Source organism: Lysinibacillus sp. FJAT-14745 (genome assembly GCF_001275675.1).
Classification (GTDB): domain Bacteria; phylum Bacillota; class Bacilli; order Bacillales_A; family Planococcaceae; genus Lysinibacillus.
In genome coordinates, this window is record NZ_LITM01000004.1 from 146617 (window position 1) to 172853 (window position 26237).

The 26237-nt window shown below is 37.4% G+C and carries 24 protein-coding genes; 21 read left to right on the forward strand and 3 right to left on the reverse strand.

The window, feature by feature from the left end; translation table 11 throughout:
• The first annotated feature begins 51 nt into the window (after positions 1-51).
• From AMS59_RS07225 to AMS59_RS07310, 17 genes are all read left to right on the forward strand, one after another.
• A complete protein-coding gene (locus tag AMS59_RS07225) occupies positions 52-237 on the forward strand; it encodes a hypothetical protein (RefSeq protein WP_053483073.1) in 186 nt (61 codons plus the stop codon).
• Between the two features lie 362 nt (positions 238-599).
• A complete protein-coding gene (locus AMS59_RS07230; RefSeq protein ID WP_053483074.1) occupies positions 600-1148 on the forward strand; it encodes a DUF402 domain-containing protein in 549 nt (182 codons plus the stop codon).
• Positions 1149-1386: 238 nt separating this feature from the next.
• The gene (locus AMS59_RS07235) at positions 1387-3132 is read left to right on the forward strand and encodes an ABC transporter ATP-binding protein (RefSeq protein ID WP_053483075.1); all 1746 of its coding nucleotides are present in this window, start codon (positions 1387-1389) and stop codon (positions 3130-3132) included.
• Positions 3133-3692: 560 nt separating this feature from the next.
• Positions 3693-4706, forward strand: a complete 1014-nt coding sequence (locus tag AMS59_RS07245) for an ABC transporter ATP-binding protein (RefSeq protein ID WP_082337422.1) — start codon at positions 3693-3695, stop codon at positions 4704-4706.
• A complete protein-coding gene (locus AMS59_RS07250; protein WP_053483077.1) occupies positions 4681-5670 on the forward strand; it encodes an ABC transporter ATP-binding protein in 990 nt (329 codons plus the stop codon). Before AMS59_RS07245 ends, AMS59_RS07250 begins: the two co-directional genes overlap by 26 nt.
• Positions 5671-5691: 21 nt before the next feature.
• Complete coding sequence (locus tag AMS59_RS07255; RefSeq protein WP_053483078.1) at positions 5692-7308, forward strand: ABC transporter substrate-binding protein; 1617 nt, start codon at positions 5692-5694, stop codon at positions 7306-7308.
• Positions 7309-7816: 508 nt separating this feature from the next.
• Positions 7817-8821: an ABC transporter permease gene (locus AMS59_RS07260; protein ID WP_053483079.1), complete on the forward strand. Its 1005-nt coding sequence runs from the start codon at positions 7817-7819 to the stop codon at positions 8819-8821.
• 15 nt (positions 8822-8836) lie between these two features.
• Complete coding sequence (gene nikC, locus AMS59_RS07265) at positions 8837-9730, forward strand: nickel transporter permease (RefSeq protein WP_053483080.1); 894 nt, start codon at positions 8837-8839, stop codon at positions 9728-9730.
• Positions 9731-10060: 330 nt separating this feature from the next.
• Positions 10061-10678, forward strand: a complete 618-nt coding sequence (locus tag AMS59_RS07270; protein ID WP_053483081.1) for a TerD family protein — start codon at positions 10061-10063, stop codon at positions 10676-10678.
• 25 nt (positions 10679-10703) lie between these two features.
• Positions 10704-11285 (forward strand): TerD family protein, encoded by a 582-nt coding sequence (locus AMS59_RS07275; protein ID WP_053483082.1) that lies wholly within the window; start codon positions 10704-10706, stop codon positions 11283-11285.
• Positions 11286-11317: 32 nt separating this feature from the next.
• The gene (locus AMS59_RS07280) at positions 11318-11893 is read left to right on the forward strand and encodes a TerD family protein (RefSeq protein ID WP_053483083.1); all 576 of its coding nucleotides are present in this window, start codon (positions 11318-11320) and stop codon (positions 11891-11893) included.
• Positions 11894-12038: 145 nt separating this feature from the next.
• Positions 12039-13229 carry an HpcH/HpaI aldolase/citrate lyase family protein gene (locus tag AMS59_RS07285; protein ID WP_053483084.1) on the forward strand — a complete coding sequence of 397 codons (1191 nt, stop codon included), beginning with the start codon at positions 12039-12041 and terminating at the stop codon, positions 13227-13229.
• Entirely contained in the window at positions 13217-14575 is a 1359-nt protein-coding gene (locus AMS59_RS07290; RefSeq protein WP_053483085.1) for a phosphoribosyltransferase family protein, read from the forward strand. The genes AMS59_RS07285 and AMS59_RS07290 overlap by 13 nt, the downstream gene beginning before the upstream one ends.
• Entirely contained in the window at positions 14575-15675 is a 1101-nt protein-coding gene (locus AMS59_RS07295; RefSeq protein WP_053483086.1) for a cysteine protease StiP family protein, read from the forward strand. Before AMS59_RS07290 ends, AMS59_RS07295 begins: the two co-directional genes overlap by 1 nt.
• A gap of 11 nt (positions 15676-15686) precedes the next feature.
• Positions 15687-16499, forward strand: a complete 813-nt coding sequence (locus AMS59_RS07300; protein WP_053483087.1) for a hypothetical protein — start codon at positions 15687-15689, stop codon at positions 16497-16499.
• Between the two features lie 120 nt (positions 16500-16619).
• Positions 16620-18251: a YceG family protein gene (locus AMS59_RS07305; protein ID WP_053483088.1), complete on the forward strand. Its 1632-nt coding sequence runs from the start codon at positions 16620-16622 to the stop codon at positions 18249-18251.
• A 21-nt stretch (positions 18252-18272) separates the two neighbouring features.
• Positions 18273-19307 carry a toxic anion resistance protein gene (locus tag AMS59_RS07310; RefSeq protein WP_053483089.1) on the forward strand — a complete coding sequence of 345 codons (1035 nt, stop codon included), beginning with the start codon at positions 18273-18275 and terminating at the stop codon, positions 19305-19307.
• Between the two features lie 290 nt (positions 19308-19597).
• On the opposite strand, the gene AMS59_RS07315 is transcribed toward AMS59_RS07310, so the two are convergent.
• Together AMS59_RS07315 and AMS59_RS07320 are read right to left on the reverse strand one after the other, a co-directional pair.
• Entirely contained in the window at positions 19598-20686 is a 1089-nt protein-coding gene (locus AMS59_RS07315) for an aromatic acid exporter family protein (RefSeq protein WP_053483090.1), read from the reverse strand.
• A 355-nt stretch (positions 20687-21041) separates the two neighbouring features.
• The gene (locus AMS59_RS07320; RefSeq protein WP_053483091.1) at positions 21042-22328 is read right to left on the reverse strand and encodes a glutamate-1-semialdehyde 2,1-aminomutase; all 1287 of its coding nucleotides are present in this window, start codon (positions 22326-22328) and stop codon (positions 21042-21044) included.
• Positions 22329-22459: 131 nt separating this feature from the next.
• Here AMS59_RS07320 and bcp point away from each other — a divergent pair, with 131 nt between their 5' ends.
• The 3 genes from bcp to perR all read left to right on the forward strand — a co-directional run bounded on the left by bcp (position 22460) and on the right by perR (position 24428).
• On the forward strand, positions 22460-22936 hold the full coding sequence (gene bcp / locus AMS59_RS07325) for a thioredoxin-dependent thiol peroxidase (protein WP_053483092.1): 477 nt from the start codon (positions 22460-22462) through the stop codon (positions 22934-22936).
• A complete protein-coding gene (locus AMS59_RS07330) occupies positions 22933-23877 on the forward strand; it encodes a D-2-hydroxyacid dehydrogenase (protein WP_053483093.1) in 945 nt (314 codons plus the stop codon). The genes bcp and AMS59_RS07330 overlap by 4 nt, the downstream gene beginning before the upstream one ends.
• 107 nt (positions 23878-23984) lie before the next feature.
• A complete protein-coding gene (gene perR / locus AMS59_RS07335) occupies positions 23985-24428 on the forward strand; it encodes a peroxide-responsive transcriptional repressor PerR (RefSeq protein WP_053483094.1) in 444 nt (147 codons plus the stop codon).
• Positions 24429-24452: 24 nt separating this feature from the next.
• Here perR and AMS59_RS07340 read toward each other — a convergent pair whose 3' ends face one another.
• The gene (locus tag AMS59_RS07340; RefSeq protein WP_053483095.1) at positions 24453-24803 is read right to left on the reverse strand and encodes a YgzB family protein; all 351 of its coding nucleotides are present in this window, start codon (positions 24801-24803) and stop codon (positions 24453-24455) included.
• Positions 24804-25011: 208 nt separating this feature from the next.
• On the opposite strand from AMS59_RS07340, the gene AMS59_RS07345 reads away from it, so the two are divergent.
• Positions 25012-25905 (forward strand): nucleotidyltransferase-like protein, encoded by an 894-nt coding sequence (locus tag AMS59_RS07345; RefSeq protein WP_053483096.1) that lies wholly within the window; start codon positions 25012-25014, stop codon positions 25903-25905.
• Positions 25906-26237: the final 332 nt, after the last annotated feature.

The window sequence follows — 26237 nt, forward strand, 5'->3', positions numbered from 1 at the left end:
ATAAAATCATTCACCTCGGTACACAATAATGAACGTGGAGGTGAATGAATAATGAAAAAGCAAAACAACCAAAATTTACAACCGAATAAAAACATGCAACGTCAAAGTCAAGAATTTGGTTATGAAACAGACGTTACAGACGCTAATGCAGTGCAAAAGCAAAATGCTAAAGCAGAGCAGAAAAAAGCTCAAGCATCAGGTAACTTCAATAAAACTAACCAAGATCTTGGTGAATAACACTTTGTAATTGCATAATTGCATTTACCTCTAAGGAGCTGTCTAAAATCGAAAAGATTTAAAAAAGACAGCTCCTTTTAAATTTTATTTAGTAAAATCTAATTGCTCAGGAAGCTAGGGGAGTTGCTCGAATAGCCGAGAAAAGCGCTCAAATTCACAAGAAATAACCCCGATCAGATCTGTAAAAATAAACAAATAATTCCAATTGAGTTGTTGTTATGATAAAACTCGCTTTGAATTAACGAAATTTTGTACAAATTTAAAAGAGCGCAGGGAAATTTGTGGTTTTCTAACTACACCTTTCGCGTACACATTGCTATAATATACTAGAGATAGCATAGACGAAAAGGTGGGCTTCAAAGATGGCAATACCGATAGAAGGAGAAACGATACAAATACATAGTTATAAGCACAATGGCCGTATCCACCGTGTTTGGCAAGAAACAACGATTTTAAAAGGAACGAAAAATATTATTATCGGTGCGAATGAACGGACACTTGTGACAGAATCCGATGGTCGAACGTGGCTAACGAGAGAGCCTTCTATTTGTTATTTCCATGCGGAGCACTGGTTTAACATCATTTGTATGCTACGTGAGGACGGTGTGTATTATTATTGTAATCTAAGCTCACCATTTGTTTTCGATAATAATGCCATTAAATATATTGACTATGATTTAGACATTAAAGTTTTCCCTGATATGTCTTATTCACTCTTAGATGAGGATGAATATGAACTACATCGTAAGGAAATGTCTTATCCAGATGTCATAGATAAAATTTTAAAGCGCAATGTCGATAAATTAATTAGCTGGATTCAACAAAAAAGAGGACCATTTGCACCTGATTTCATCGATGCTTGGACAAGTCGTTATAAGTTTCAGCTCGATATGCAAGCAGATGATTGTTAGTTGCACCTATTAGTTTTACTAATGGGTGTTTTTTTTTTATGTCTTAAAATAGTTGGTGACAAAGTTGAATTAACTGTACTTCAAACGAAATATTGCTATAATACGTTTGGGCATTCAGTTTGTGGATGTCTGTTTCTTTTTATGTGCGAAGTGGTTTGAGGTGTTTCGCGATGGACGAAATAAAATGCCTTTTATTTTCATAAGTGCGAGGCTTTTAAAATAAGGAAGTGATAATAAGTTGGGTAGTATAAAGCGTTATATGAGATTTGTAAAACCATATACATGGGAAATTATTTTAACGGTTTTGATTGGTATAGTGAAATTTGCGATTCCATTGTTTATCCCATTACTCATAAAGATTGTGTTAGATGATATTATTGCTGCAGAAAATCTAACGGATGCAGAGAAGACAAAAGAACTGTTTTATTGGTTAGGTGGTACGATCATTGTATTCTTTATTATCCGACCACCGATTGAGTATTACCGTCAATATTTTGCTCAGCATGTTAGTAACAAGGTGCTTTTCGATATTCGAAAACAAATATATGCACATTTACAGCGACTAAGTTTAAGATACTATGCTAATACAAGAGCTGGCGATGTTATTTCAAGAGTGATTAATGATGTGGAACAAACAAAAAACTTTATTATGACAGGTTTGATGAATGTTTGGCTTGACCTTGCGACAATTGTTATTGCTATCGGTATTATGCTTGCCATGGATGTTAAGCTTACGCTAGTAGCATTAGTTGCGTTCCCGTTTTATGGATTTAGTGTGAAGTACTTCTTTGGTAAACTTCGATCTTTAACACGTAAACGGTCACAAGCACTTGCAGGTGTGCAAAGTTATTTACACGAACGTGTAGCTGGGATGAGTATTATTAAAAGCTTCACGCTAGAAAAGCATGAACAAAAATTATTTGATGAAGCCAATGGTGAATTTTTAGAGAAAGCACTGGATCATACGAAATGGAATGCTAAATCCTTTGCAGTGGTGAATACAATCACGGATGTAGCACCTCTCCTAGTAATTGCCTATGCAGGTTATCAGGTTATTAATGGTCCACTTTCAGTTGGAACGATGGTGGCCTTTATTGCCTATATCGAACGACTTTATGGTCCACTCCGTCGTCTTGTAAGTTCATCAACGATGTTAACACAATCATTTGCATCAATGGATCGAATGTTTGAATTAATAGACGAACCTTATGAAATAAAAAACAAGGCTAATGCGGTAGAGCTACCTCGCGTAAAGGGTGAAGTGCGCTTTGACAATGTGAACTTTCAATATGAAGCAGATGGCTCACAAATTTTAAACAACATTAATTTCACGATTAACCCTGGAGAGACCGTTGCATTTGTAGGAATGAGTGGTGGCGGAAAATCAACGATCATTAGTTTGATTCCTCGCTTTTATGACACAACGAGTGGCACAGTGTGTATTGATGAATATGATGTTCGTGATGTAACATTACATTCTTTACGCTCACAAATTGGAATCGTCCTACAGGATAATATTTTGTTTAGTGATTCAGTAAAAGAGAATATTTTAATGGGCAAGCCAGATGCTTCTGATGAAGAGGTTATTGCTGCGGCACAAGCGGCAAATGCTCATGATTTTATTATGAGCTTGCCAAATGGTTATGACACAAAGGTTGGGGAGCGCGGTGTGAAGTTATCAGGTGGGCAAAAGCAGCGAGTAGCGATCGCCCGTGTATTTTTAAAAAATCCACCTATTTTAATACTGGATGAAGCAACCTCTGCATTGGATTTAGAAAGCGAGGCACTTATTCAAGAATCATTGGAAGTACTTGCACATGAACGTACGACCATTATAATTGCTCACCGACTTTCTACGATTACACATGCAGATAAAATTTTGGTTATAGATCATGGACAATTAATTGAAAGTGGTACGCACGAGCAATTAATGCAAAAAGAGGGGACTTACTTTAATTTATTCCAGGTGCAACATTTAGATTGATATACAACGTTATAATAGAAAACATCTAGCTCACCATAATGTGGGGTTGATTTCCGTTCCGGCCAGGCGCTTTGTTGCTGCCGCTACGTTAGCACTACGCTTTCGCACAGAGCAAAGCTTCCTGGGGGCGTCCGATGAGCCGCTTGGGGCAACAGGATGTTGGTCACGAAGGCGTTATCACAGGATGTGATGCTTTTAGCCTTCGTTCCTTTATCGCTGATCCCCAAGGAGTCGCCTGGCCTCCACTCCAATCAACTTATTCTCATGACATATGTTTTAACAAAATGTCATCTCTATATTTTATTAATGAGCCAATAACCTAAAAATAGCTTTCCGTTTAAACATAAATGGAAGGCTATTTTTTTGTCTTATTTATAAAATATTATCAATTAATAAGATGTTATTAATATGAAACTCGAACGATGTAGAAAATCTATGTTAATTGCAGAATAATAATGATTGAAAGAGCGATGTTTTTTGGTTAGAATTATCTGAAAATAGGGAATAGAGTGATAGTTAAGTGATTTAGTGAAAATATGGGTGGGATGGGGCGATTGATCATGAGAAAAAAGCTGCTAGAAATAAAAGGTTTAAAGACAACCTTTTTTACAGATGATGGACAAATTCCTGCCGTAGATGATATCGATTTTTCTGTTCATGAGGGAGAAATATTAGGGATTGTAGGGGAATCAGGAAGTGGAAAAAGTGTCACATCACTGTCCATTATGGGTTTAATACCGTCACCGCCTGGAAAAATAACAGGGGGAGAAATACTATTAGATGGCAAAAACCTCGTCACATTATCGGATAAACAAATGCAAAAAATTCGTGGAAAAGATGTGGCGATGATTTTTCAGGAGCCTATGACATCTTTAAATCCTTTGTTTACAATTGGGGATCAGCTAAAAGAAGCGATTTTAATTCATAATCCAAAATGGTCGAAAAAAGAAGTATTTGCAAGGGCAATTGAAATTATGAAACTAGTAGGTTTACCGCGTGCTGAGGAATTATTAAAAGATTATCCACATCAACTATCTGGGGGGATGCGACAACGGGTCATGATTGCCATGGCGCTTGTCTGTGATCCGAAGGTATTGATTGCTGATGAGCCGACTACTGCATTAGATGTTACGATTCAAGCTCAAATCTTGCAGCTTATGAAAGATTTAAATAAACGTCTACATACAGCTGTGTTATTAATTACACATGATTTAGGCGTTGTAGCAGAGACATGCGAGCGAGTTATTGTGATGTATGCAGGTCAGATTGTAGAAGAGGCTCCTATTCAGGAGATATTCGTTAATCCAAAGCACCCCTATACACAAGGACTTATTAAATCTGTACCAGATATGCGTTATAAAAAGGACAACCTTTACTCTATATCAGGAAGTGTACCCAAGCCCGGAAGTATTCAGGAAGGCTGTCGTTTTGCAGCGCGTTGCGAATTTGCGATGGATCGCTGTGTACAAGAAACACCACCTTTATATGAAGCAGCAGAGCAGCATAAATCGAGATGTTTTTTACTAGAGAAACAGGAGGTGAAGCAGCATGTCGAAAGTGTTGTTGAAAGTTGATGGTTTAAAAAAATATTTCCCCATTCGGAAGGGCGTCTTGAATACACAGGTTGGAGACGTAAAGGCAGTGGATGATGTTTCCTTTGAAGTTTTTGAAGGAGAAACATTAGGCATTGTAGGTGAGTCCGGGTGTGGTAAATCAACGACTGGCCGACTTTTAATGCGATTGCTTGAGCCAACAGAGGGTGAGATTGAATTTGCAGGTAAAATGATTTCAGAGTTATCGAACAATGAAATGCGCAAAGCTCGTAGAGACATTCAAATGATTTTCCAAGATCCATATGCTTCTCTTAATCCTAGGCATAATATTGGGAAAATATTGGAGGAGCCTCTTATTGTTCATGGAATGGGCAATGCAAAGGAACGGAAACAGAAGGTTCTAGAGCTTCTCGAAATTGTTGGGTTAAATGAATATCATGTGAAACGGTATCCACATCAATTTAGTGGTGGTCAAAGACAGCGAATCGGCATTGCCCGTGCTCTGATGACGAATCCGCGTTTGATTATTGCGGACGAGCCTGTCTCTGCACTTGATGTGTCAATACAGGCGCAAGTATTGAATTTATTGCAAAACTTACAAAAGGACTTAAAGCTAACTTATATTTTTATCTCCCATGATTTAGGGGTTGTACGCCATATTAGTAATCGTGTAGGTGTGATGTATTTAGGGAAATTAGTGGAGTTGACAGCAAGCGAGGATTTATATGCTGAGCCACTTCATCCATATACTCAGGCACTGCTATCCTCGGTACCTGTTCCGGATCCTACGTTTGAACGTGAACAGCTCATTATTTCTGGTGATATTCCAAGTGCTTCGAATCCGCCAAGCGGGTGCACTTTCCATACGAGATGTCCTTTTAAAAAAGAAGAATGTTCTCAAGTAGTTCCGAAAATGCAAGAAGTAAAACCGGGTCATTATGTTGCTTGCCATCTATATGATGCAATCCAACATTCAATGATATAAAAAAACTTAGGGGGAAAATCAATGAAGAAAAAGAAGCTTTGGACTTTGGGTGTAATGCTTATCCTTGTTCTCTCGACAATCTTAGCAGCTTGTGGCGGCTCAGATACTAAGGATACGGGTAGTAAAGATACTTCAAGTGGTGGCGATAAAGCTAGCAGTGGTGGACCAAAAACATTAGTATATGGCCGGGGTGGCGATTCAGTAAAACTAGATCCCGCAGTTGTAACTGATGGTGAATCATTCACGGTTACAGCAAATATATATGAAACGCTGGTTAATTTCGGCGAACGAGATGTAACGATTCAACCAGGTTTAGCGAAATCATGGGAGCCGTCAAAAGATGGTTTAACATACACATTCCAGCTTCAAGAAGGTGTAAAGTTCCATGATGGCACTGATTTCAATGCAGAAGCAGTTGTTAAAAATTTCGAACGCTGGAAAGCTGGTGCTGATAAATTCCCATATTTCAGCTCCCAATTTGTAGTAGGCGACAAGCAAGTGATTGAATCGGTAACTGCTAAAGATGATCATACTGTTGTCTTCAAGCTTAGCCAGCCGCAGGCACCATTCCTGAAAAATTTAGCAATGTCTCCGTTTGCAATTGCTTCTCCAAAAGCTTTTGAAGCAGATGAAGAAGGATTATCTACAAATCCAGTAGGTACGGGTCCATTCAAATTTGTGAGCTGGGTACGTAATGATGCAATTACTATTGAGAAAAATCCAGATTACTATATCGATGGTTTACCGAAATTAGATAAAGTAATTTATAAATCAATTCCAGAAAACTCTACACGCTTAAATTCATTAACTAACGGTGAGGTTGATGTTGCGGATGGCTTAAGTCCATCTGATAAAGCTTCAATCGAATCAAACTCTAAATTACAATTAATCGAACGTCCATCTATGAATGTTGGTTATCTTGGATTAACGGTAACACGTCCACCATTTGATAATGTAAAAGTTCGTCAAGCAGTAAATTATGCAATCGATAAACAAGCATTAGTAGATGCATTTTATGAAGGCTTAGCAGAGCCAGCGAAAAATCCTATGCCTCCAGTAATTGCTGGCTACAATGATGCCATTAAAGGCTATGAATATGATCCAGAAAAAGCTAAAGCATTACTAGCTGAGGCTGGCTATGATGGTAAAAAAATTCAACTGTGGGCTATGCCTGTACCACGTCCGTATATGCCAGATGGCAAAAAAATTGCAGAAGCGATCCAAAAGAATCTAGATGATGTTGGAATCAAATCTGAAATTGTATCTTTTGAATGGGCTACGTATTTAGAAAAAGCACAAAAAGGTGAAGCAGATGCGTTCTTACTTGGTTGGACAGGTGATAACGGAGATGCGGATAACTTCCTTTATACCCTATTAGACGGGGATAACATTGGTTCCAACAACTATACTTTCTATGACAATAAAGAATTACACAAACTTTTAGTAGCTGCACAAACTGAAATTAATGAGGACAAGCGTAATGAACTTTACAAGCAAGCACAAGAGATCATCTCTAAAGATGCGCCATGGGTTCCACTTGCTCACTCTACTCCAATTTTAGCTGCTAACGCTAAGGTTATAAACTATATTGCACATCCAACAGGTTCTGACCATTTAGCTAATGTAGATATGAAGTAGGTTAAAAGGCCAATCCAGACATAAGAGAGAATTTTAAAGAATCTGCTTGCTTTCTGCGGGTAAGCCGTGGAAATCTCGCAGATTCTTTTTACAGTTGGAATGATTTTTTCTGTATGGAAGACCAATCATCAAAACGATCAATTATGCCTCGGCATAATTGCGGCTGGAATCGGCTTCGTGCTGGCACAAAGAATTCCTTTGCGATTCCGTGACATCCGCCGGAGGCTTTAGGCCAACATGAAGTAGCTTAAATCCGCATTCATCTCACCATCTATAGAGGTGGGAGACTTCTGTACCTGTCGCTACGGTACAAAAGATATTTGTAACGGACGCTTCACTTACGTTACAAAAAACATTTGTAGCTGACGCTTTGCATTCGCTACAAAAGAGAGTTGCTGAAAGAAGTTAAAACCGTTTGGTGAAGGCTGACCCTTTCAACAGTATGCGTAGAGACTTCAATGCTTTTGATGCAAAAGTATATTATGAAAATAACAGAGGGGTGAAGAAGATGCTTCACTATATGGGAAGGCGTTTATTTCAATTAATCCCAGTTTTGCTTGGAATGACTTTTATCGTTTTCATGTTAATTCGTGCAATTCCTGGTAATCCAGCACAAGTAATTTTAGGACAGCAGGCAACGAAAGAAGCGGTCGAAGCGTTAAACGCAAGTTTAGGATTAAATAATCCATGGTATACGCAATATTTTAGTTATTTAGGTGGCATTTTTCAGGGGGATTTAGGCGTATCATTGCGTACTAAATTACCTGTATCAGAGGAAATTTTCCCGTATTTAGCGGCGACAGCCGAGCTAGCGCTATTTGCCATGATTATCGCAGTGATAATCGGCGTAAATGCAGGCATTATTTCTGCATGGTTCCAAAATTCTTGGTTCGACTATGTGGCAATGATAGTTGCATTAATCGGGGTGTCTGTACCAGTTTTCTGGCTCGGTTTAATGGAACAATGGGCTTTCAGTAATCAGCTCGGCTGGTTCCCGACATCTGGTCGAGAAGATGTGCGAGATCCAATAACCGCCATTACTCATTTTTATTTACTGGATACGCTCATACATGGCCGCTTTGATCAATTTTCGGAAGTATTAAAGCGATTAATATTACCGGGTATGGCTCTCGCGACAATTCCGATGGCAATTATTGCAAGAATGACTAGGTCGTCTATGCTTGAAGTAATGCGCTCTGACTATGTACGCACCGCTAGAGCAAAGGGGCAAAAAATGTTTATTGTTGTTTATAAGCATGCATTGAAAAATGCAGTTATCCCGGTGTTAACAGTAATCGGTTTGCAAACAGGGTTACTATTAGGTGGTGCCATATTAACAGAGACGATTTTCAGCTGGCCTGGAATTGGTCGTTATATTTATGATGCCATTGGCTTCCGAGACTATCCTGTTATTCAATCAGGTATTTTAGTAATTGCATTTATTTTTATCATGATTAACTTAATTGTGGATTTACTGTATACGGTGATAGATCCACGGATTAAATACAAATAGAGGGGAGAAGCGATAATGACTGGAGCGATAAATATAAAAACAGAAGCAGCACCAGGTCGTGAACGAGCGGCAGGTCCTTGGAGAGAAGGCTGGCGTAGCTTTAAAAAGAGCAAAATCTCCCTAGTAGGTGCAGGCATTGTACTATTTTTTATTTTACTAGCTATATTTGGCCCGATGATTGCTCCTGAAGGAATTAATGAACAAAATCTTTCGAAGCGTTTATTAGCACCGTCAAGTGAGCATTGGTTTGGCACAGATGACTTTGGTCGGGATATTTTCTCAAGAGTTATACATGGAGCTAGTATTTCTTTGAAGGTAGGCTTTTTTTCGGTTATTCTTTCTGTAATTGTAGGTAGTTTCCTGGGCATTATTGCGGGTTATTATGGGAGATGGATTGATACGATAATCTCGCGTATTTTCGATATTCTGTTAGCATTCCCTAGTATTTTACTAGCGATTGCGGTAGTGGCAGTACTTGGACCATCTTTACAAAATGCATTGATTGCCATTGCCATTATTAACGTGCCGAATTTCGGGCGCTTAATTCGTTCGAAAGTATTGAGTGTAAAGGAAGAGGAGTATATCGTAGCAGCAAAGGCGATTGGAATGCGTGATTCCCGAATTTTATTCTCGCATATTTTGCCAAACTCGATGACGCCAATTATCGTACAAGGAACGCTAGCGATAGCGACAGCGATAATTGAAGCGGCGGCATTAGGCTTCCTTGGATTAGGAGCTCAAGCACCAGCACCAGAATGGGGGAAAATGCTAGCGGATGCCCGCATATTTTTATTAAAGGCGCCGTGGACGATGATTTTCCCAGGCTTGGCCATTATGTTAACGGTTCTCGGTTTTAATTTAATGGGGGACGGTCTACGTGATGCGCTTGATCCAAAAATGAAAAGTTGATAGTAAAATCAAAAAAACTTCTACGCGTTAGAAGCTTTTTTGATTTTTATTGGTCTGTCAAAAAAAAGATGTAAGGAAATGGAAACACTTTTTCAGCAGGAACGTCTTCTAAAAGTAGAAATTTAATAAAAGCATTAGAAGAGAAAATAAGAAAAGAGACAAAACCTTTTTATGGATTCGTTTATTGAGTTTTTTGTAGTATTATTTTAAAATTGAGATATATTGGCTGATCACCGATAGTTAGGCAACTTTGCTTTAATGTGTGTAAATTTTTTCATTTACATACAATAATTTGGTGGAGTACATACAATTTGCAGGAGGTTGTTGAAGTTGGGAATTAATTTGCAAAAAGGGCAACGTGTTGATTTAACAAAAGGTAATGCAGGTTTAAATAAAATTAAAGTTGGTTTAGGGTGGGACCCTGTAAGCCAAGGAAAAAGTGGTGGCTTCTTAGGCGGTTTATTTTCAAGTAAAAATGAAAGTAGTGAAAGAAGTATCGATTGTGATTCATCTGTATTAATGCTACAAGATGATAAGGTTCTAGCAGGAGATGACGTTGTTTACTTTGGGAAATTAACAAGTACATGTGGTTCTGTCGGACATTCAGGCGACAATTTAACGGGTGATGGAGATGGGGATGATGAAGTTATCACAATCGAGTTATCTTCTGTACCAACGCAATATAACAAGCTTGCGTTTGTCGTGAATATCTATGATGCTGCAGGACGTAACCAACACTTTGGAATGATTCAAAATGCATATATTCGTGTGTATGATGACAGGACTGGAAATGAATTAATTCGTTATAATTTAACTGATAATTATTCGAACTTAACGACGCTCATTTGTGGTGAGATTTATCGTCATAATAATGAGTGGAAGTTCGCTGCTGTTGGCACAGGTACTAACGATATGAAGCTTGGCGATGTAGTTCGAAGATATCAATAATTTAAAATATAGGAGGAATAGAATAATGGGAATTTCATTGCAAAAAGGTCAAAAGGTAGATTTAACAAAATCAAATCCAGGGTTAACAAATGTTGTTGTTGGTTTAGGCTGGGATACAAATAAATATGATGGTGGAAATGATTTTGATTTAGATTCATCTGTATTTTTACTTGCTGATACAGGGAAAGTAGCAGATCAAAATGATTTTATCTTCTATAATAATTCAACAGGCGGCAACGGTTCAGTTGAACACTCTGGTGATAATCTAACAGGTATTGGCGATGGCGATGATGAAGTGGTAAAAGTAGCTTTAACTCAAGTACCTGCACATATACAAAAAATAGCATTCACTGTAACAATCCATGAGGCAGAGGCGCGTAGCCAAAACTTCGGTATGGTTTCTAATGCATACATTCGTATTATGAATGCAGCTTCAACTGAGGAACTAATACGTTATGATTTAGGGGAAGATTTCAGTATTGAAACAGCTATTGTTGTAGGTGAACTGTATCGCCATAACGGTGAATGGAAGTTTAATGCAGTTGGTGCTGGTTACCAAGGTGGATTGGCTGTTCTTTGTAACGATTATGGCTTAGATGTAAACTAAAATTTATCATTAAACAATGAAGGGGAATTCTAATGGGTATTCAATTAAGTAAAGGGCAACGTATTGATTTAACAAAGCAAAATCCAGGCTTAAATAACATAGGTATTGGATTAGGCTGGGATGTGAAACAATTCGATGGTGGGCAAGACTTTGACTTAGATGCATCTGTATTTTTACTAGATGCGTCTGGGAAATGCCGTAATGAGCAAGATTTTATTTTCTACAATAATTTAAAGAGTTCAGACCAATCTGTCGAGCATATTGGTGATAATCGTACAGGTGAAGGCGATGGGGACGATGAAAAAATTCTTGTGAACTTAAAGCAAGTATCTCCTCAAATTGAAAAGATTGTTGTGACTGTTACAATTTACGATGCAGAAGGACGTCACCAAAATTTCGGACAAGTGTTGAATGCATATGTTCGTTTAACGAATGAAGACTCAGGGTCAGAAGTACTGCGCTATGATTTAGGTGAGGATTTCAGTATTGAAACAGCTGTCGTATTTTGTGAGCTGTACCGTCATAATGGCGAGTGGAAATTTGCCGCAGTAGGCTCAGGCTATAAAGGTGGATTAGCAGCATTAATTAACACATTTGGCCTACAATAAAGTAAACGGCATTCTTATTAACATTTGCTGTGCACAAGATGAATAAGAAAGCAACTGTGTAACCATGGCACTGTATTGGTCTGTAGAAGCAGGCCGATGCAGTGCTTTTTTACAAGGTATACTTCTTACTGAGGAGGGGATTAATTTGCAACATTTTGCAACGGAAGCAGAGACGATTTTTTATAAAAAGCCACAGCCTTTTACAAAATGGGAAAAGCCAGATATTTTGTCATATGCCTTGGGTGCGACTTTGTATATGCCAGCATCCATGCCTAATATTGTGAGTATAATACAATCACGAAAATATAAAGAGCTGGCATCACTGGTCATAGATTTAGAGGATGCAGTAGGAGATACAGAATTAGAGAGCTGTGAAGCGAAATTGATAGGTGATATTAGTGAATTATATATGCTCTATAGCAATAAACAACTACTACCTCAGGAATTACCGCTAATATTTATTCGCGTGCGAAATATCGAACAATTCCGATATTTAACCGCCGAGCTAGGAGAGCGACAAGAAGTATTAACGGGTTATGTGTTTCCTAAATTTACAGCAGCGCAAGGGGCTATTTATTTTGAATTATTGGAGCAAACGATTCAACAGCATCAATTAACTTTATATGGTATGCCGATTTTAGAAAGTCATGACGTTTTATATAAGGAATCTCGTATGGATGCATTATTTGCTATTAAAGAAGTCCTGCAGCAATACCGACAGCGAGTATTAAACGTGCGTATAGGTGCAACTGATTTTTGCGGAATATATGGCATTCGGCGCCGTATGGATTCGACAATTTATGATATAAGTGTGATCCGAGATTGTTTTGCTGATATTGTCAATGTACTAGGTCGTGAAGAAGATGACTTTATCATTTCTGGGCCTGTGTGGGAGTATTTTAGTAATCAACGTGTATTGAAACCAGAATTAAGAGTAACACCGTTTAGTGAAAAGGGGGCACTTGCTACACGCAAAGCATTGTTAGATGATTGTTTAGATGGATTAATGAAGGAAGTATTGATGGACAGACAGAATGGAATATTAGGTAAAACAGTTATTCACCCTAGCCATATTCGTGTTGTACATGCATTATATGCTATTTCCTATGAGGAATATTTAGATGCGCTAAGTATTGTAGAAAATAATGATGGTCAAAAAGGTGTTTTGAAAAGTCATTATGCCAATAAAATGAACGAAATAAAACCACATATGAGATGGGCACAGCGAATTTTGCGTCAGGCACATGTATATGGAGTCTATAACGAGTCCATAGATTTTGCCTCACTTTTATTAAATTCAGAGATAGGGAGTAGTGTCTGTCAATGCAACAATTAAAAAATAAGTTAAATATTCTTCAAAGTTATGAAATAGAGATTGATATCACACATAATCCATATGATTTTGCAGTCACAGATTTATTTAAAATGGCAGCACGTATTAATAAGAAAAGACAATTTTTATTTGTGAGTACGGTTCTTGGAAAACATTTAGCTGTTCGTCCACAAGTACCATTGCTTACAGGAAATCTCCTAGCAATGATGTATTATCAGAGACTTGTTGATCAAGAAGTAAATAGCATTACATCTATTGTACAGGCACTTAAAACTTTCAATGAGCAGGATGATTTACAACTATCTATGGATGCATGTATGACACTGCCTGAGGAAACATTGTTTATTGGATTTGCAGAAACAGCAACAGCACTTGGTCACGCTGTGTTTAATACGTTTCAATCGAATGCTATGTATATCCATACGACACGAGAAGTACTACCTGACTTCGAACCATTTGTTACATTTGAAGAAGAACATTCACATGCGACTAGCCATAATATTTATACGGAAGAACCTGAAAAATTGTTACATGCAAAGCGCATTATATTAATTGATGATGAGATCACAACTGGAAATACGGTCGTTAATATTATTAATACGTTACGTAGGAAATTTCCTTTAGTCAAGCATTATACGGTGCTATCCATTTTAGACTGGCGTTCTGAACAACAGCAAGCCGTTTTTAAGCAATTAGAGGAGAAGTGGCATGTATCGGTTGATTTTATAGCGATTATGGGTGGTCACTTTAGCTGTGGTGGTACACCGCTTTTAACAAGTAGCCAAAAAAGAGCAATGGAATGTGTTGCACAAGATATATCGCTATTACCGATAAAAGAAACGGGTGAGCGTAGATATTATCGTTCTATTGCGGAGAACGGTCTAGAAAACCGTGAACCCTATATGCTAGCGACCGGAAGATTTATGTTGACGTCTGAGCAGCATAGCAAGCAAAAGGATGCATTACAGGCAATCGCCAAGCAATTAAAAAAACTACGAACACATGGACCAGCACTAGTAATTGGAACAGGTGAGTTTATGTATGTCCCAATGCAAATTGCCGCTTACTTAGGTAAAGATGTTTATTTTCAATCAACAACACGAAGTCCGATTTATTGTACAAATCATGAAGACTATACAATAACAGAAAAAATCGCTTTTGAATGTCCTGAAAATAATGGTGTTGAAAACTATTTATATAATGTACAAAGTCACCCTTACTCGGAACTATTTGTAATTGTGGAACGTATTGCAAATAAAGAAATTTTAGCACGATTTGTGAAAGCATTGCAGTCTGTAAGTAACGCAAAAATTTATGTAGTTTGTATGCATGAAGTGGAGGAAGAATAATGATCTCAATTATGCAGCCAGATAAAATGGGTAGCTATGCACCTGAAGATGTTGTTTTTTTATTTCGTGATATTAGTAATGTCTTACTTGAATTGGATAATGAAAAACGTGAACGTCTTATCCAATCTGGTACGCATTATTCAGAAATGTTGCCAGTCGAATATCATCCAACCGAGGCGTATATGGCACTTTTTCATGAAACTTTAAGTGTCTATGAAGAACGGATTGCATTAGCTGTTGGTATTGTGGCTGAACAAATTGTAGAACATCATGGTTTAGAAAATTTAGTACTTGTGAGTTTAGCAAGGGCAGGTACTCCAATAGGCATTTTAATTAAACGTTATATTAAAATGCGCTATAGTGTCTGTGTCCCTCATTACTCCATATCCATTCTTCGTGGTCGAGGTTTTGATGAGACAGCTATTCGTTACATTTTTGCTAAACACTCTCAAGCATTTATTCAATTTATCGATGGCTGGACAGGTAAAGGTGCCATCACAAAGGAATTGCTACAGTCATGTGAAAAGTTCAATGCAAATCATAAAGAGCAACTGAGTGCAAATTTGGCTGTGTTGGCTGATCCAGGACATTGCGCTTCGATTTATGGAACGCGTACAGATTTTTTAATCCCTTCAGCATGTTTGAATTCCACTGTATCCGGGTTGGTGAGTCGTACGGTTTTGAATTTGCAATTTATGGATGAAAATGACTTCCATGGGGCTAAATACTATAAAGAACTCGAGGATGTAGATGTGTCAAACTTATACATAGATCGTGTAGCTACATGTTTTGAAAACGTGCAGAAGGAGGTTGAACAACAACTTCTGGAGCGAACAACCTCCCCGATTACTTGGCAGGGCATGAAATCAGTGCAAGCGATTCAACAGGCATTTGGTATTAATAATATTCATTTTATTAAACCTGGTGTTGGTGAAACAACACGCGTATTACTAAGACGAATTCCATGGAAGATTTTAATTAATCCCAAAAACATGAATGAACTTGAACACATCTTATTATTAGCACAGGAAAGAAATGTACCAATAGAAGAATATCCAAATATGTCGTATGCATGTTGCGGCCTTATTAAAGAAATATAGAGGAGATAAATATGCTATTATTTACATCTGATTTAGATAGAACACTCATTTATTCAAGGCGCATGATGGATAATTTCCCGCCAGCAACAGATACGGTTGTAGTTGAACAAAGAGCGAATGAAATCATTAGTATGATGACAGAAGTAACTGCGCCATTATTGCAACAGGTACATAAACAGGTGCAGTTTGTACCAGTAACAACACGAGCTTTGTATCAATATGAACAAATCCATTTTATAAATGATTTGAGCCCTACTTTTGCAATTACGAGTAATGGAGGTACAATATTAGAAAAGGGTCGTCCATATGAACCTTGGACAAAAACATTACGTATGCGTATTGAAGACTCTTCCATTCCTCAGGGGGATATGCTAAAACATTTTCATACAATAAAATCGGACACATGGCTACAGCGTTCATTTTACGTAGATGACCTATTTTATGTTCATCATGTTGATGTAGATGTTTTACGCCCAGATGAATTACAAGCAATTATCCAGGAATTTGACGGACACGGTTGGCATGTTCTTCTACAAGGTAAAAAATTATATTTTATGCCTAAAGTGCTAACGAAGGAAGCGGCGATTGAGTATATGAAAGAACTTTGTACATATGATTTGCATGTGGCGGCTGGCGATTCTATTATGGATTACGGAATGCTTGCGATGGCTGACATAGCTTATACACCTCATCATGGGGATTTAAAGGATAAACAACCACGAACGTTAATGAATACAACCTATTCGGTGCACAGTGGTGAAGCATTTACAAAAGAATTACTTGAAGCAGTTTTAAGACTGGCTACAAAGCAAACAGTTGTATAAGTAAGTTTCATTTAAATAATCGGCAAGTAAATAAAAGTGATGCAACACAATGGATAGACGTGAATATGTTATTTTTGAGCATGTGCAAAGGAAGATGATTTTGGAGGAGGTGACGTTTGTATGCAAACAATCACAATTAAATCAGTGCTAGAACGTGATCCGGATGATTGGCTACAGGCGTTCCAAGATTCACCAAAGAGTCGCGCATTTTATGAAGAAACAGCGCAGCAGGTGAGTTTTAGTCGCATTGCTGTTCGTGTGTTAGGTGCACCGATAGAAGAAGATGATTATTTTAATTCATTATTTAGATTGTCACAAAAGCCAAATATCCATATTTTAAGTGAAGAATTAAACAAACATATAGAACAAAAGGATTTTCAGGCACTACAAAATATTTTAACGCAGCATCAGCAAATACCTAAAGGTTTATCTATTAGTCGTTTAGTGGCTATGATGTCTGGTTATCAGTTAATACCGAAGCATGATGATGCCGACATGAATCGTCATTTACAGCTAGCGACGATTCGAGTTGTTGAACGTTTTCAAGAGCAACAATCACTAGGCTTACTTGCAAATGATTTTCGTCGATTTCTAATTGATATGGTGAAGTGGTTAAAAAACCATTGGATTGAATGGACGAAATCGATGAAGCCGACAGATGACTTTCCAAAAGTCGTTTGGTATGGCCAAACAACAATTAGTCAGAGATATTTTTTATTATTATTAATGGAGCTTGGCTGCGATGTATTGATTTTTCATCCAGCTAAAGTTGATGAATTTGCAGAGATTGATCCTACAGATACGTTTTCTATTACGCATTCCTATGTAAGTCAAACAACGTTACAGCCTTTCCCTGATAAGATGCGTGACCGTCAGGCGACAGTTGGTTATCGTTCAAGTCAGCATTTCGAACAATTAATGCATGATCAGCAATCGGGTGTGTTTAGACCTTGGCAGTTTAAAGATTGCCTGCCTCGCTCTTTAACGCTACGTATGACATACGATGATATTTTTATTTATGCAAACGAGAAGGCCATGGTTCGCCCGAAATTTGAAGTAATAAAAGATGAAGTGATAATCCCAGTAATTTTTGCGAAAATAAGTGGTGTTTCGAGTAGACGTGAAGAATATTGGCATTATATGCATCAACTGCTTGCTAGCCAACAAACTATATTTGTACAGGAGTTTCCATTTACGACAACTAGTAGAGCCAACTATCAATTTCACTATAAGCATTGCTTAGTGAATGGTGAACTATCAGTAGAGCGTATTGTGCAAAGTGATTGGTGGCAATATGGCGATCTAACATTAGAACTACAACATGCAATCGCCCATACGATAAAAACTTCATGTGAACAGCCAATGCTGAAACAACAGCCGAACGAACCTTTGTATGACTTACAATTATTTTTATTTAAGCAAATGACCATGATCCCTCAAGAAATACTGCGTTTATTGCAAAGCTTTGATTATTCGCAAGAAGTGCCGAAATTGGTATTATATCAAGCGCCACAGCAGCCAACTTTATCTCGAGAGGATATTGTGCTTCTTGCATTTTTAAATCGCTTCGGTATTGATATTGTATTATACAATCCGACAGGCAAACTAGATTTAGAAAAATATTTGCAAGAGGATACATTTGATGTACATCGTTTGGAGCACATGTTGTTTGATTTACAATATGAAGAACCAAAACAACAAAAAAACAAACCAGATAAAATGATAAAAAAACTATTTAATCGCTTTTTCTGATGGTTAGGAAGGAGGCGCACGATGTCAAATAACCCTGTTACTCTTGAGCAACTGACACTGGAAACAGCAGAAGCAGCAAAACAACAATTACGTCAAAATGCGGAAGTAAAGCAAATTGCAGATCAGATAAATATAAAAAATCAACTAGATTTAATGGCATTGGGTAAAGGGCCTGCAACGAAACTATCACATTTCTCTGATCAAATTTTAAACATGATAACGCAATCTAAAGCAAATGAATCAAGTGATTTATTAAAGCAGCTTGAAGTCTTGATGTCAAAATTTGATAAAAAGGAAGTGATTGAGCAGAAAGGTTTTTTTAGAAAATTGTTTAAGCGTGAAGAAAAAAAAGAGGAAGATTTGTTTGCCAAGTACAATATTCTAGGTAGAGATATAGAGAAGATACATTATCAATTTGTGCTAATGGAAGAAGCATTGGCAAAGGATAATCGTATGCTTGCACGACTATATAACGAAGATTTGATGTATTATCTTGACCTTGAAAAGTATATAGTAGCTGCAGAATTAAAATTACATGAAGTCTCGACAACATTAATACCTATGTATGAAAAGCAGAGTGAAGCAGGCAACCAAATAGCAAGAATGGAACTAAATAGTTTGCAAACCATTGCTGAATTGCTCGAGCAAAAAATAGAAGAGCTTGAGAAATCACGTATGGTTGCTATTTTAGCAGCCCCGCAAATTGAGATGCTTCGTTATGGTAATAGTGAGCTAATGGAGCAAATTAATAATGCGTTTGTAACAACGATTCCTGTTTTTAAAATGGGGATTATGAATGCGGTTAATGAAAAACGTCAAAAACTACAAAATGATTCAGTAGCAGCCTTTGAAAAGCGTATGAAGCAATTCGGAGGAGTTAGCAATGAAACTGTGGAACTAAGTACTGCTATGGCACAACAGACTGAAACAACACAAACTCTCGAAGAAATATGGGATACCATTGTTTTAGGTATCGCTAATTATAGGAAGTTGCGCGATGAACAAATTGTACAGCATAAGCAAGCAGAGAAAAAACTGATGGCATTGCGTAACTGAACCGTTCATTAGAAAAAGGATAGTATTCCCTCTAAGGTAAAACTGTTACTTTAGGGGGCTTATTCACTAAAAGAGTATATATGTATCAAATTTAAAAAACGACAGAATGGTATAATCCAATCTATCGTTTTTTTTAGTTAAGGAAACTATAGATTTTTTGCTTTGGATAACCTAGAGCATAGTCGTCTAGGCTAAAGCGCTACATCCTCGAGGTCGCTTCGATCCCTCGGGCAAAAGTGGTGGAGCGTTTACTTTTGCTTCGGGCTCCAGCGCTTTAGCGCATTTGTTCGTTAAATAAACTCCTCTTCAAACTCCACATTAATTTCTTGACCATGATGAGTTTGATACGACACGATGAGCGTATCTAAATGCTCTAGGTTTTCTTCGTAATCTAAAATACGAGATAAAATATAAAGCAAGTGATAGCTTGAGAATTCTGTATCGCCTTCCTCATGCGCATAACTGATCTGTTTAATGAATATTTCCATTAATTCGTTTCGCTGCACATAATCGATGTTTTTACTCCACTCGGAATGTTCGGGCTTTAATTTCCCTGTATACTTTAATAATAGCTGCTCATGGTAAGTTAGCAGGAAATCAAGTCGCTCTTGAATCATTAAATGAAATTGCGTCGGTAGCTGTGCTAATTCGTTTTCATGATTATGAAGACGATGTAACAGCTCTAAACTTTTCTTTGACGTTGTGATCATTTGACGATAAACAACTAATTTACGTGCTTTTACAAACTTTTTATTTTTAAAGTAATTACGCTCTTCCTTATAAAAATCATACAGTGTATCAACACGTTGCATACGAGCCTTAAATTTGCTTAATGCTTCTTTTGTAGAAGTATGCTCAGATGCCTGGCGAACAGCAAGTCGCGTCCATCGGATAATATCATCCTGTAAAAAGTAAATTTTACGGAAAAGCTTTACTTCATATTTTGGTGGTAGGAAGAACAGATTGACAACAAATGCTGCTAACACCCCAACTAATATGGTAATAAAGCGAATAAGACCAAATGTAAGAAAGTCATCTCCTTGAAACTCCATAATAGCTACAACTGTAACAAGTGCTAGAGACAATGATTTTTCAAGTTTAAATTTCAACATGATACCGATAGCAACAATGACTGCAATGCCAATTGCTACTACATGGTGACTAAAAAGCAAGCCAAAAATGACCGCGATGGTAGCTCCTATAATATTGGCTTGTACTTGCTCAACAATTGTTTGATAGGAGCGATAAATAGATGGCTGAATCGCAAAGATTGCTGCAATTCCTGCAAAAACAGGGGAAGGTAGCTCTAGCAGCTCAGCAATAAATAGTGCAAACACGATGGCGACACCAGTTTTAAATACACGGGCACCTAATTTCATAGAAAATGGATGTCCTTTCTGTCTAAAATTTTAACTTCATTCAGTAGAAGTTTCCCACCTCATTAGGGATGAGCTAAATACGGTTTAGTTACTTTTCGGCAGGTGTCCAAATATCTGTACCTGTCGCTACGCTTTCGGTACAAAAGACATCTGCTGAAAGAGGAACTCAGACTGCATAATTAATGCTTCTTTACATTATAAAAGGAAGTGCTCATAAAATACATAGATTTGTATGTCATTTAAAGAAAAAGACGACCCACAAAGGAGTCGTCTTTAAATTTTAATCGCTATCGTTAATTTTAGACACTGTTCTAAATTCACTGCTCACTAAGCGTTTAGCCTTTGTATTCACAAATTACAATTGTGAAAACGCAATATCTACCGCTTTAATTGTTTCAAGAATATCTGCTTCTGTATGCTCTGTTGTTAAGAACCAAGCTTCATATTTTGATGGCGCTAAATTAATGCCTTGTGCAAGCATTAATTTAAAGAAGCGTCCAAAGATCTCACCGTCTGAGTTTTCAGCTTGCTCATAGTTTTCTACTTTCACATCTGTAAAGTAAATTGTAAGAGCACCTTTAAGGCGATTAACAGTAATTGTTACATCATGTTTTTTGGCTGCAGCCAAGATACCTTCTTCTAAAATGGCTCCAAGACGGTCCATTTCGTCATAAATTCCTGGAGTTTGTAATACTTCTAGGCAGGCAATACCAGCTTGCATAGATGCAGGGTTTCCTGCCATTGTGCCTGCTTGATAGGCAGGTCCAAGCGGAGCCACTGTATCCATAATTTCTTTACGACCGCCGTATGCACCAATCGGTAAACCACCACCGATTACTTTACCAAGTGCAGTTAGGTCAGGTGTTAAGCCTAATAAGGTTTGAGCACTACCATAGTGGAAGCGGAAAGCCGTAATAACTTCATCGTAAATAGTTAATGCACCTTTTTCCTTTGCTGTGGCATGAACTAATTCTAGGAAGCCAGGGTTAGGCTCTACAATACCGAAGTTTCCAACGATAGGCTCTATTAAAATAGCTGCGATTTGATCGCCCCATTTATCCATAGCTGCTGTAAATGCTTCAGGGTTGTTAAATGGTACAGTAATTACTTCCTCTGCTGTTGAAGTTGTAACACCAGCTGAGTCTGGAGTACCTAATGTTGCAGGACCAGAACCAGCGGCTACTAGTACTAAGTCAAAGTGACCATGGTAGCAACCAGCGAATTTCATAACTTTTGTACGGCCAGTATAAGCACGTGCAACACGAATTGTTGTCATGACAGCTTCTGTACCAGAGTTATTAAAGCGTACTTTATCCATAGATGGGATTGCTTCTTTTAGCATTTTAGCAAAAGTAACCTCGTATTCAGTTGGAGTCCCAAACAAAGTTCCATTTTCAGCTGCGTGTGTAATAGCCTTTGCGATATGTGGGTGACCGTGACCAGTAACGATTGGACCGTAAGCTGCTAGATAGTCGATATAACGGTTGCCATCAACATCCCAAAAATATGCACCTTTCCCACGAGCCATTGCAACAGGTGAACCTCCGCCAACTGCTTTATAAGAACGAGAAGGGCTATTTACACCACCAACGATATGCTGTAGCGCTTCTGCGTGTACTGCTTCAGATTTTGTGTGATTCATATATATTGCCTCCTAAATCTTTATACTCCATCTATTGTAGACCTATCAGTGCAAGAAATCCAAAGAAATTAAGGGATATGATTTGTTTTGCTATTTAGAGTAAAATAGAGCGTACAGAGGAGGAGATTGATATGGCTTTAATAGAAGGTAAAAAAGCACCTGATTTTTCCCTTATAAATGAAAAAGAAGAAATAGTAAAATTAGCGGATTTCAAAGGACAAAATGTTATTTTATATTTTTATCCTAAAGATATGACACCAGGCTGTACGACGGAGGCTTGTGACTTCCGTGATAAGCATGAGGATTTTAGTAAATTAAATGCAGTTGTACTGGGCATTAGTCCTGACGATGCAAAAAAGCATACCAAATTTATAGATAAGCATGGGTTACCATTCTCGCTAATAGTGGATGAGGATCATGCGATAGCGGAGGCGTACGGAGTCTGGGTACTGAAGAAGATGTATGGACGTGAATATATGGGGATAGAACGTTCGACATTTTTAATTGATACAGAAGGAAATCTCTTAAAGGCTTGGCGTAAAGTACGTGTAAAAAATCATATTGAAGAAGTATATACATATTTAGCAGAACGGGAGGCGACGCAATGAGAATTTATTTTACGTTTGAACCAAGACCAGATCTCCGTGAGCCACTAGTAGCAGAATTTCCAAAGGTTGATTTTATTTTTGAAAATGGCTTATCAAACGATGAGCTACAAAAAGCGGATGTGCTTGTCACGTATGGTGAAGATTTAAATGATGAAAATATGCAGTATGCAACAAAGGTTAAATGGATTTTTGTAGCTTCAGCGGGGATCGAAAAAATGCCAGCTCAGGCTATTGTTGAACGAGGGATATTAGTTTCGAATGTACGTGGCATTCATAAAACACCAATGGCAGAATCAATGCTTGCCCATATTTTAGCGATTAAACGTGCGCTACCTTGGATGTATGAACAGCAGAAGAAAAGTGAATGGTCAAAAAAAGCGAAACAAACCGAACTGCGGGATAGTACAGCACTTATTTTAGGGCCAGGAGCTATTGGCTCGGAAGTAGGTCGCTTATTGCAAGCATTCGGTGTTATGACAATTGGCTGTAACCGTTCAGGGAACGAAGCGGCATATATGAATGAAATGGTGAGCTTTGATCAATTAATCGAAGCTTTACCTAAGGCTGATATTGTCATTTCTGTATTACCTAAAACAGAAGAGACGACACATTTATTGAAAGAACAACATTTTAAAGCGATGAAAAATGATGCCATTTTCATGAATTTTGGTCGTGGAAACTTAGTAGAGGAAAACGTTTTGATACAGGCCATTCAAGCAGGTGAAATTGGTTATACTGTTTTAGATGTTTTTGAACAAGAGCCTTTAGCTGAGAATCATCCTTTATGGACTTTACCGAATGTCATTGTGTCTCCACATATTTCAAGTCACTCATCTCGCTATGTTGAACGCAGCTTAGAAATCTTTAAACCAAGTCTAGAGAAGTGGTTACGTGGTGAAACAGATGTAGAAAATATAATGGATTTATCAAGAGGCTATTGAAGAAGCTAAACTGAAATGTGTATGATTGTTGACAGAAGTAAGAGTAATTCGATACACTAATTATAACAATTATAAATTAATAATCTTTATGGAAGAGGTGCATGGTGATGTCTGAAACGCATTTACAGGATGCACTTGACACGTTAAAAACAACTGGTGTTCGTATTACTCCTCAGCGTCATGCTATTTTAGAATATTTAATTCAAACAATGGCACATCCAACTGCCGATGAAATTTATAAAGCACTTGAAGGGAAATTCCCAAATATGAGTGTAGCGACCGTCTATAATAACCTTCGCGTATTTCGTGAAGTTGGTCTAGTAAAAGAACTAACTTTTGGTGATGCTTCAAGTCGCTTTGATTTCGTTACAAATGATCATTATCATATGATTTGTGAATGCTGTGGAAAAATAGTCGACTTCCATTATCCTGGTCTCGACGAAATTGAACATTTTGCATCACAAGTAACAGGCTATGATGTGCATGCGCACCGTTTAGAAATTTACGGCACTTGTCCATCGTGTAAAGATGTACCTGCAAAAGTACAATAAAAAATTCCTAGCTCTTTATGGGGGCTAGGAATTTTTTGTCTTATTATAAGATTGGTCAAACTCTTTTCCTTCTAGAGTTGGATCCAGTGTTAACGGTTCATTGCAGTACATACACATATCTACACGACCTAATACTTTTGTGTGCTTATGGCAATTAGGGCATTCGACTTGAACGGCTTTTGTTGAGAGCAATCCAATCCATGCATATACGACTGTACTACCAATAATACAAAGTACACCAAGGGTCATGAAAATTAATACTAGAATAGGACTGTTTTTAAAGAAGATTCCCCCATACATCACTACAAAGCCGATAAAAATAAGTGCTAATGCGAATGAACGGATTTTATTAATTTTACTTTTGTAAGGTTTCATTTATCATCTTGCCTCCCAATCTAAAATCTACTATAACATATAAGAACAAAGTATTTTAGCTTTGATAACGTGGAAAGAAGGAATACTTTTAGAGTATGTCGAAATTTTAACGAAATCAATTTCGCTTGGCGTTATTGAGTCCGGTGAAAATCCGTGACACCCACCATATGAGGATAAAAGGTCACTAGCAAATAGAGGGGGACTGAACATGGAACAAGTTTTGCGTCCGATATACCAGGAACGTGCAAGTCAGTCGAATACATTAGGCGTTATTTTAGTGGGAAAACGCGAAGAAAAAAGTAATGTTACAGATACATTTGATACAGTCTTACTTATTATTGTAAAGGAAGCAGAAAAGCCAGTCTTTACGAAACATTACTTATATGAAGGACATAAAGTAGCTTTACATACTGTTACTGAGAAAATAATACGAAAATGGCTACTTATTGGCTCAAATAAAAAAGTGGTCGATTGGATTTTCTTTGGTAGAGTATTATTTGATCGTAATGAATTCCTTCATAAATTAAAAATTGAATTGCAGGAGTTTCCGTTTAGTGGTCGTAAAATCAAAACTGGCATTCAATTTTCAAAGTTAATTCGACGTTACTTAGAAGGAAAAGAATACTTTGATAAGGGTAGTTATCTTGATGCTTATAATCATGTAGTAGATTCGTTACATCATTTGGGCCGTTTATCCATCATTGATAGTGGACTTTATCCTGAAGTAACTGTCTGGGCACAGGTGAAAAAAATAGAACCAGCGATTTATAAATTATACGAGGAGCTTGTTACAAGTAATGAACCGATCGAAAAAAGGTTAGAACTATTGTTTTTAGCAAGTGAGTTTTTAATACATTCACGTACTCGGGACGGCGCTCAACATATTTTAGAAGTAATGCAAACAAAAGAGAGTTGGACAATTCAGGAATTGCACGATCATAATGAGCTCATGAATTACTCAGTTGATTTAGAAGTGTTTGTAGAATATTTAGTGGACAAAGGCTATATTCAAATTGTACCTATCGTTGCGAAAAGTGAAATGATATTCCACCGTCATTATAAGGTAAATAAAGAAGCCCTAGAAATGGAGCAAGGACTGTAGTATGCTAGTAATCGAGGTATGAAAAATACCTCGATATTTTTTTTATAAAAAGTTGTTGACTTTCAATTGATTAATATTGTATTATATTAATTGTCGCTAAGACGTAATGAAAAAACTCAACGAACGAAAAAACAATTTCAAAAAGTTGTTGACATGAATTGAATTAAATGTTAATATAAAGAAGTTGCTGAAAAACAACGACATCAATATGAACCTTGAAAACTGAACAAGCAAAACGTAATCAATAAAGTTTTCAGTAGCTAACCTTGAGTTAGTGAACGAAACAAAATTTTGGACATCAAACATGATGCCAGCAAAACAATTTGAGCTAA

Excerpts from the sequence above, each read along its gene's own strand:
- AMS59_RS07320 (WP_053483091.1), bottom strand. The coding sequence starts at position 22,328 with ATGAATCACACAAAATCTGAAGCAGTACACGCAGAAGCGCTACAGCAT.
- AMS59_RS07250 (WP_053483077.1), top strand. The coding sequence starts at position 4,681 with ATGTCGAAAGTGTTGTTGAAAGTTGATGGTTTAAAAAAATATTTCCCC.
- AMS59_RS07330 (WP_053483093.1), top strand. The coding sequence starts at position 22,933 with ATGAGAATTTATTTTACGTTTGAACCAAGACCAGATCTCCGTGAGCCA.
- AMS59_RS07345 (WP_053483096.1), top strand. The coding sequence starts at position 25,012 with ATGGAACAAGTTTTGCGTCCGATATACCAGGAACGTGCAAGTCAGTCG.
- AMS59_RS07260 (WP_053483079.1), top strand. The coding sequence starts at position 7,817 with ATGCTTCACTATATGGGAAGGCGTTTATTTCAATTAATCCCAGTTTTG.
- AMS59_RS07305 (WP_053483088.1), top strand. The coding sequence starts at position 16,620 with ATGCAAACAATCACAATTAAATCAGTGCTAGAACGTGATCCGGATGAT.
- nikC (WP_053483080.1), top strand. The coding sequence starts at position 8,837 with ATGACTGGAGCGATAAATATAAAAACAGAAGCAGCACCAGGTCGTGAA.
- AMS59_RS07300 (WP_053483087.1), top strand. The coding sequence starts at position 15,687 with ATGCTATTATTTACATCTGATTTAGATAGAACACTCATTTATTCAAGG.
- AMS59_RS07275 (WP_053483082.1), top strand. The coding sequence starts at position 10,704 with ATGGGAATTTCATTGCAAAAAGGTCAAAAGGTAGATTTAACAAAATCA.
- AMS59_RS07225 (WP_053483073.1), top strand. The coding sequence starts at position 52 with ATGAAAAAGCAAAACAACCAAAATTTACAACCGAATAAAAACATGCAA.
- AMS59_RS07340 (WP_053483095.1), bottom strand. The coding sequence starts at position 24,803 with ATGAAACCTTACAAAAGTAAAATTAATAAAATCCGTTCATTCGCATTA.
- AMS59_RS07245 (WP_082337422.1), top strand. The coding sequence starts at position 3,693 with ATGAGAAAAAAGCTGCTAGAAATAAAAGGTTTAAAGACAACCTTTTTT.
- AMS59_RS07280 (WP_053483083.1), top strand. The coding sequence starts at position 11,318 with ATGGGTATTCAATTAAGTAAAGGGCAACGTATTGATTTAACAAAGCAA.
- AMS59_RS07255 (WP_053483078.1), top strand. The coding sequence starts at position 5,692 with ATGAAGAAAAAGAAGCTTTGGACTTTGGGTGTAATGCTTATCCTTGTT.
- AMS59_RS07230 (WP_053483074.1), top strand. The coding sequence starts at position 600 with ATGGCAATACCGATAGAAGGAGAAACGATACAAATACATAGTTATAAG.
- AMS59_RS07315 (WP_053483090.1), bottom strand. The coding sequence starts at position 20,686 with ATGAAATTAGGTGCCCGTGTATTTAAAACTGGTGTCGCCATCGTGTTT.
- AMS59_RS07295 (WP_053483086.1), top strand. The coding sequence starts at position 14,575 with ATGATCTCAATTATGCAGCCAGATAAAATGGGTAGCTATGCACCTGAA.
- AMS59_RS07290 (WP_053483085.1), top strand. The coding sequence starts at position 13,217 with ATGCAACAATTAAAAAATAAGTTAAATATTCTTCAAAGTTATGAAATA.
- bcp (WP_053483092.1), top strand. The coding sequence starts at position 22,460 with ATGGCTTTAATAGAAGGTAAAAAAGCACCTGATTTTTCCCTTATAAAT.
- perR (WP_053483094.1), top strand. The coding sequence starts at position 23,985 with ATGTCTGAAACGCATTTACAGGATGCACTTGACACGTTAAAAACAACT.
- AMS59_RS07310 (WP_053483089.1), top strand. The coding sequence starts at position 18,273 with ATGTCAAATAACCCTGTTACTCTTGAGCAACTGACACTGGAAACAGCA.